Origin of the sequence: uncultured Marinobacter sp. (genome assembly GCF_963974375.1) — a bacterium.
Taxonomy (GTDB): domain Bacteria; phylum Pseudomonadota; class Gammaproteobacteria; order Pseudomonadales; family Oleiphilaceae; genus Marinobacter.
Genome location: NZ_CAXBDN010000246.1, coordinates 1 through 6610, shown reverse-complemented (window position 1 = coordinate 6610; position 6610 = coordinate 1). Strand labels below are relative to the sequence as shown.

General features: G+C 52.8%; 6 protein-coding genes. 4 read left to right on the top strand and 2 right to left on the bottom strand.

Features of this window, described 5'->3' with window-relative positions; translation table 11 throughout:
• Positions 1 to 439: 439 nt before the first annotated feature.
• Together AAC035_RS17075 and AAC035_RS17070 are read right to left on the bottom strand one after the other, a co-directional pair.
• Entirely contained in the window at positions 440 to 817 is a 378-nt protein-coding gene (locus AAC035_RS17075) for a hypothetical protein (protein WP_339806271.1), read from the bottom strand.
• A 230-nt stretch (positions 818 to 1047) separates the two neighbouring features.
• Positions 1048 to 2961 (bottom strand): alkaline phosphatase family protein, encoded by a 1914-nt coding sequence (locus AAC035_RS17070; protein ID WP_339806274.1) that lies wholly within the window; start codon positions 2959 to 2961, stop codon positions 1048 to 1050.
• Positions 2962 to 3734: 773 nt separating this feature from the next.
• On the opposite strand from AAC035_RS17070, the gene AAC035_RS17065 reads away from it, so the two are divergent.
• The 4 genes from AAC035_RS17065 to AAC035_RS17050 form a co-directional block, all read left to right on the top strand.
• The gene (locus AAC035_RS17065) at positions 3735 to 4136 is read left to right on the top strand and encodes a hypothetical protein (RefSeq protein WP_339806269.1); all 402 of its coding nucleotides are present in this window, start codon (positions 3735 to 3737) and stop codon (positions 4134 to 4136) included.
• Positions 4137 to 4410: 274 nt separating this feature from the next.
• A complete protein-coding gene (locus AAC035_RS17060) occupies positions 4411 to 5193 on the top strand; it encodes a glycosyltransferase family 2 protein (RefSeq protein WP_339806267.1) in 783 nt (260 codons plus the stop codon).
• Position 5194: 1 nt separating this feature from the next.
• A complete protein-coding gene (locus AAC035_RS17055; RefSeq protein ID WP_339806264.1) occupies positions 5195 to 5863 on the top strand; it encodes a VTT domain-containing protein in 669 nt (222 codons plus the stop codon).
• Positions 5864 to 5872: 9 nt separating this feature from the next.
• Positions 5873 to 6610, top strand: a 738-nt coding sequence (locus AAC035_RS17050) for a glycosyltransferase family 39 protein (protein ID WP_339806263.1), incomplete at its 3' end; no start/stop codon positions are given.

The window sequence follows — 6610 nt, the reverse complement described above, 5'->3', positions numbered from 1 at the left end:
GTTTACGCGTTTCTATCGAATTATTAAGATAAAATCGAATGTTCGCTTTTGTTTAAAAGCGGAACAACTACGACATCACTCTGCTCCTCCGCGCCGGATGGGATTACGGGCAGCTGAAAAAATGCTGTAATTGAGTTCTGGCGTAAAAGGCTGGCAGCAAGCAAGTCTTTTACCATTCCATAACTGGCACAGATCGCCAGGTATGAATCAACTCGCGATCTAATTGCTTTTTGCATATTGATGCTTGCTACTGATTTTTTGAGGGATTGCGCCCGCGTACACAAATCGTCTTGGGGGTATAAATGGGGGTACACATCAATAAAAAAATATACCTAATATATTAAAAACAAGTGCTTGTGTTACTTTATGAGTCCTGCCGGGGGCACCAATCTGCTGCCCGACTAACTCCAAAAATCGAACTGACCCGTTGTGACAGAGATCAGTTCCGGTACTGTTGGCGCTGGTGCTCCAGCATCTGTTCCATCATCAGCTGCATCTGGTTCATGCGACTCTCCATCATTTCCAGACGCTGTTCGTTGGTCATATCCTCACCGCCACCAGCGCGGCCGCCCTGACCGTCACCAGAACGCTTCGTGCCCTGACCCCGATTATTCATCATGCCCTGGCCACTGCCCATCGCGTCCTGCCCCATCATTCCGTGGCGCATCATACCCATATGATTCTGCATGGATTCCATGTGTCTCTCGCGAATCTCCTGACGTTCAGCATCCGTTTTGGCGTTACGCATTTCCTGCATCATGCCCTGCATTCGCGTCATATTTTCCTGCATTTGCTGCATCTGTTCCTGCTGCATCATGCCGCCTCGGGGCATTTGCCCGGAATTGCCTTGTGCAAAAGTCAAAGCGGGTACGGCTACCAGAACTGAACACGCGATTAAACGGCTAAATTTGTTCATAAGTTCCTCCTTGGAATGTGCAACCAACTGTGCAACTTACTCAGTAAAGACCATTGGATTGAATCTGGCAATCGTGACCGTAGGTGCCGTGCTGGCGAGAGCTGTGGGTTCCGTCGGGTTAATTCGCTGACCTACTGCAAGGTCTGGCGACTGGCCTTCAGGAAACGGGTTCCACCGGCGCGTGAATTCAGCTGACGAATCTCTGTAGGCTCGCCATTCTCATCCAACTCCACCACACCGACTCCTGCGGCGTTCCATAGTCGTTCTCCGGCTTCACGGCCTTCGGGCTCCCAGGGTGTTACCCGCATGCGCCTTCGCTTGGTAAACCAATTCAATGGCGACCAGGGCGCGTAAAGCCAGCGGTTGATCCGGTCCAGCCACTCCAGGAGTGTGTGGGGAAACTCATTCTTGATGCCACTGCTGGTGATCTGCCAGATTCTCGGCCGGTCCGGTCGGTGCCGAAGGCGCACGTCGTAAGCAAAGGAATAATGAACGTCACCCGAGAGTATCACGAAGGTTTCCGGGGTTCGGGAATGGCGAAAGATGTTAAGCAGCACATTGGCAGCACCCCTGTGGGCCATCCAGTTTTCCGCATCCACCACCAGCGGTTTACCGATTAAGGTGAACACGGTCTGGATCGCTTCAATCAGTTTGACGCCAAACATGGGCGCAGGAGATACCACGATTACGGCTTTTTCGCCGATAATTTCCTGCTGGAATTCGGTCAATGCTTCCCAGTCAAGGAGACCCGATGGTCTTGCGCGATTGAGCTCGCTGCGCCAACGACGTGTACGAGTGTCCAGCACCACAATCCGCGGCGAAGTCTGCAGGCTGTAGTGCCATTGCTCAAACTGCAGGAGCTTATCGATCAGCCTGTCCTGCTGCGTCGGGTCGAACACCGCGCCCGGCTCTGCTGATGCAGCCAGCTCCCGTAGAACAGGCATAATGCCGTCAAAGGCATCCGGGTTGTTACCCCACCCCTGGCAAAGCAGGTAGGCAGCCAGCGCGTTGCCCACAATACGACGGGAGAACGGATGTTCGTAGGTTGTGGTTTCCCAAAGAGCAGACAGGTTCCAGTCGTCCGTTACATCATGATCGTCGAAGATCATATAGGCTGGAAGGTGTGCCAATGCCCTTGACGCGCGGGGTAAGCCGGCCACGAAGTCATCAATTGCAACTTGTTGCTGCTGATAAGTCCCGGCATCTTCTGAGGACAGAGCCGGTCGATCCATGCTGACCAGGCGCCAGCATACCGGCGACCAGACCAACAGGTACATGGCCATAACTTCGTTGAAAGAGATCAGGTGATTGTGGGCACTGGCGGTGGTGAAAACCGGTTTTTTGACGCCGCCAAAGAAACGCTCTACCAGCGCCTCGTTGCTGTGGATATCCGGTAGCAACTTTTCACGGTGAAAATAGGTGTCCGGGCTCTCCCGCAACGCCCTGCTATTGCTGACCGAACTCCCGCTGAGCACCTCGTCGTACAGGCCCAGGCAATCGATCAGGCTGTGTATGGCCCGAAGCATGGGGCCGGCGACATCGTCGGCATAGATCTGGTCGCCGGTCATCATCATCAGGGCCGGTCGCTTTGCGATGTCAGACCGGGCTTCCAGCAGCATTTCGTCGACCCTCACCAGCCCGTCGGCTGCCGGGGAATGAGGCCGCCGGCATGAGCCATAGACCAATCGATCGAGCCGTTCCTTTATAACAAAATCCGGCCAGTTGGCTCCCGGCATACACAGGTGTGGCGCCCAATCCTTTATCCAGACTTCGTCATCACTGCCGTTCGAACCCAGTACAGAACCAGAAACACCCAGGTCGTATCCGATGCGGGTGTTCACCGGCAGTGAATCATCGGGCTCAAAGTCTATTAAATGCAGGCAGGCAGAAACTCCGAACCGTATCCGGACTATTTCCTTTTCATTCAGTGCCCGATCTAGCCACGGCTCGTCGGAATCGTTCAGATAAAGGCGCATTCGCAGAGTAAGCGAAAAGCACCCCACCAACCAGAGAGTAATCCTGTTGAAGGTAGTGTGCCTGAGCATAGGCCCTGCCAACACTGGTGGCAGGGCCTGCAAAGTATGTTCGCTCAATTAATACTCCCGACACACTTTGAAGTTCTACAGAATGACCACATCATCCTTTGCGTTACTGCTTCGATTATCACATTCGTGCTGTACATAGTCCAAGGCATGTCCCTACTGGAGAATAAGGATGACCGGTGAGCCATAAACTACGCTGACCCATCGTTGTCACATACGATGCACTGGATGTTATAGCGCAACTTTGCCGGGCTAAACCAATCAATACGGCACTAAATATTCAGATCTCCTCACTACGACACCCCAAAGACCAATCCCAGGATGTGGACCAGGAGTGATGTGATCAGATCAATACCATGAATATTATTCAGCAATTACGAACCAGGCCTGCGGTAGCCTGATCAATAACCGGGTTAATTCAACAGGAGGATCTAACGTTACCCATTGCACTAATTTAATATTATTTTAAATCAATACTTTATATGACTCCTTGCATCCTGAGGGATACGGCCGGCAACATAATCGAGCGGCATGGCAGGTCGAGTTTTTGATCGAAAACTCATGGAGCTATCAATGTTTGCAAATGTCGGGCGCGTGAGAACAGTGTACAGTTACGGCGTAAGATCTGTTCGTTGATCTACTGCGCGCCTCTGAGGGGGCACAAGCCATAGTGGACAAACGCAAACAAGACACGTTGTTATCCACGACTCCGTCAACCTTGTTTCCTGAAGATCAGAATCAAGGGACCCCGGACGCACTATCGTCAGGATTTAACCATGAACATAAAGTTTCAGACCCTGAAATACCTCGTAGTATGCTATGCAGTCGCGGTTGCTCAAGTAACTTTCGCTGACTCTGAGCCTTCCAGTCAGAACTCCGACGATCAATACCTCTTTCATCCCCACAAATCCCAACAGACTGACTTCAGCACGGATGTGCACCCTTTGCATGAAAGATCATTACAGGGCTTTGACTGCATGGATCGTGATGAAAATGGCTACCTGTCGGAAAATGAACTCGAAAACCGCGATCAGTGCGTCCAAAACGCTGAAGAAAGAGGTCTGGAGTCATCGACCAGAACAGCTCTCATCCTTGATCTAATGGATGCGGACCGCGACCAGCGTGTTAGCAAGAGGGAGTTCAATATTTGGAACGAGATGCGATATCAACAGAAGTGATTGCTGTGTTTCCCCGCTAAATCTCCGCCACTACTCTGGTAGACCATAATCAAAATTATCCATTCCATGAGCACTGGCAATCCGACACGGATGCCAACGCTGGACTAACGCAATCAAGCGATGATCCAGATGCCGCAGGCACGAGCGAAAATCATGCTCACTTAAAACCACCACTCTTAAGCTAAATTTAAGGTTAGCAGTCGATACTGCGGGTCCGAATGACTGAGGGCCTGGGATCAGTCCCCGCTGATATTCTTCACGAGGATGTCTGAAGATGGACAAGGAAAGATCATTATCGCTGGTAATTCCCGCCAAAAATGAACAGGGCAGTATTGGTAACCTACTGACTGAAGCCTTTAACGTCATGCGGCATTTTCGAGACTTCGAGATTGTTCTGGTAGATGACGGTAGCGACGACAAGACACTGGATGTCGCCGTACGGACGGTCCGGGCCCTTGGGGGCCGTCTTATTACAGTTCAACATGCCCAAAGCATTGGCCAGAGTGGTGCTTTGGCCACAGGCATCAGGCACGCCAGAGGTCAACTCATAGTGACGATGGACGGCGATGGCCAGAATGACCCCACCGACATTCCGATATTACTGCAAAAAGCGAGCACGATCCGGACACCGGATTTTTGCATTGCGGGCTACAGAAAGAAACGCAAGGACACCGCCTGGAAACGATTTCAGTCGCGGCTGGCCAATCGCGTTCGCGATGCGCTGCTTCACGATGGGGTGCCGGACACCGGTTGTGGTCTCAAGCTGTTTCCCCGCTCCACGTTTCTGAAGTTGCCCTGGTTTGATCATGGACACCGTTTTATACCGGCGCTGGTAAGGGGCATTGGTGGCGAGATCGCAATCGTTGAGGTGAATCACCGGCCACGTATGGCCGGCACCTCCAAATACAACGCATGGAACAGAACCTGGGCAGGCATACTCGACCTGTTCGGTGTGCTGTGGCTACTGCACCGTATACGCATCCCTGTCATTACCAACCCTGTCCCGGTCAATTCCGTCGATTCCGAGACCCGATCATCCGCTATGGAGCAGACCTGACATGTTTAATGGGTTCCGCTGGCTGGCGTTTACTCTGCTGGCTATAGTCGGCTACCTGGCCACTCGAAACGGCTGGCTAAATTTTATGGCGGACAGCGCCCTGATAGCCAACTACCTGCACAACCACGGAAATGAAGGCATTATGGCTATTTTCCTGGCGGGCGCTCTATTTACCGGCATTGGCGCACCCCGTCAGATATTGGCCTTTGTCCTCGGTTTTTCTCTGGGGGGAGTCAATGGCACCCTGGTATCAACCCTGGCAACCGCGCTTGGCGCTGCAGGGTGTTTCTTTAGCGCACGATGGTTGCTGCGAGCACCCCTGACCCGACGCTTCGGGCAACCGATGCGCCAGTTCGACGAGTTGTTCAGGAAACAGACATTTCTGAAGGTCTTTATTGTCCGGTTGCTGCCGGTAGGCAGTAACCTGGCAACCAACCTGGTTGCCGGCTGTTCGGGCATCCGATTTCTGCCGTTCCTGGCAGGCAGCACGCTCGGATACCTCCCTCAAATGTTGGTGTTCGCGCTTGCTGGCGCCGGCATTGGCAATGCTGACAGATCCCAGCTGGTCCTGAGCGTTGCGCTGTTCATCATCGCATCAGTGATCGGGGCTCTGCTCTATCACACGCAAAGAACCAGAAATCTGGCCTCGATCGTTTCAGAGCTTCCCTGAGAAAGAACCATGCCTTCATCATCATCTCTCGTTCACCATCTACCGGAAAATCTGTTCAGCCTCCGCCGCAATCAACTGCTATTGGTGCTGCTGGCGTTTGCCGCCGTGATGATTTTCATCGGTATCGGACTGCGATCCCCCTGGCCAGCGGATGAACCCCGCTTTGCAGAAATTGCCCGAGAAATGGTGGCATCCGGGCAGTGGCTGATCCCCATGAGAGGGGGTGAATTCTATCCGGACAAGCCTCCCGTCCTCATGTGGAGCATTGCCCTTTTTTACTGGCTCACCGGAAATCTGAAAGTTGCCTTCTTGTTGCCCAGTGCAATTTGCAGTCTGCTTACCCTGGGGCTGATATTTGATCTGGGCACGAGATTATGGAACCAACGCATCGGCACCATCGCTGTGTTGTTACTGATGATCGCGCCACAATTCCTGCTTCAGGCAAAAACGGCCCAGATAGATGCCATGGTCGCCTGCTGGGTCACTGTTGCCTGCTATGGCCTGATCCGGCATTTTTTCACTGGCCCGGCATGGGGCTGGTACATCGTTGCGTGGGGTTTTATGGGACTAGGAATTATCACCAAGGGGGTGGGGTTTCTCCCGGTATTCCTGTTTATTCCAATCTTTCTACGTGGACTGCGGGATCGACAGCTTTTTTCCGACACACTGACCTGGCGCTGTGCGATCGGTCCGCTGGTTATGATCCTTGTCGCGGCCCTCTGGCTGGTGCCTATGGTGCTTTATGTG